Below are 643 nucleotides of genomic sequence, written 5' to 3' on the forward strand. Positions count from 1 at the left end.
GAGGTTCAATGTCAGCGAGAGTATGAAGGGAAGCAGGCTCATCCCAATTACATTGCAAAAGGTGTGATTGAAGGTTTTGAAGAGTATGATTATCTTATGGAGCCAGAACAAACTCAGAGTTTGAACGATATTAAAGACTCCAGTACATTCGCTGGTGTTTGGACCTGGTCTCGTGGGGGAGGCTGGTTGGGGCCTCATTTAAAAAATGAGTTTTGGGCGGAACAGAATGCTTACGTAATGTCTAAATGGGCGCAAAATACCAGCAGGTCTGAAGAGGAGCTTTTCACTGAATTTGCAAGGTACAAAGGATTTTCGGATGATGATATTCCAAAACTTAGAGAAATAAGTTTGTTGTCAGCAAAAGCAGTATTACGAGGGAAATATACGCGTTACGGTAGTTACAGTGTGGTGTGGACCAGAGATCAGTATATACATGGATCGGGAATGTTAAAAAAACACTTTGATTACGTTATTAAGGAAGGGCTTGTAGAGGCTGTTTTGGCTGAAAAGAAAGAAAGTGTTGACATGTGGAAACGGATAGAAGAAATGGCAGGGGAAATTAATACAAAAGATGAAGCCTTGAATGATTATCTTGTTACCTCAGCAAAGTATGGAAGGATAAAATATGAGATTATTGAAAAAG

General features: G+C 39.8%; 1 pseudogene. It reads left to right on the top strand.

Features of this window, described 5'->3' with window-relative positions:
• Positions 1 to 643 (top strand): annotated as a pseudogene (locus K7G79_RS14700) (hypothetical protein); the annotation flags it as partial.

The organism is Aestuariivivens sp. NBU2969 (assembly GCF_019931125.1).
GTDB lineage: Bacteria > Bacteroidota > Bacteroidia > Flavobacteriales > Flavobacteriaceae > Aestuariivivens > Aestuariivivens marinum.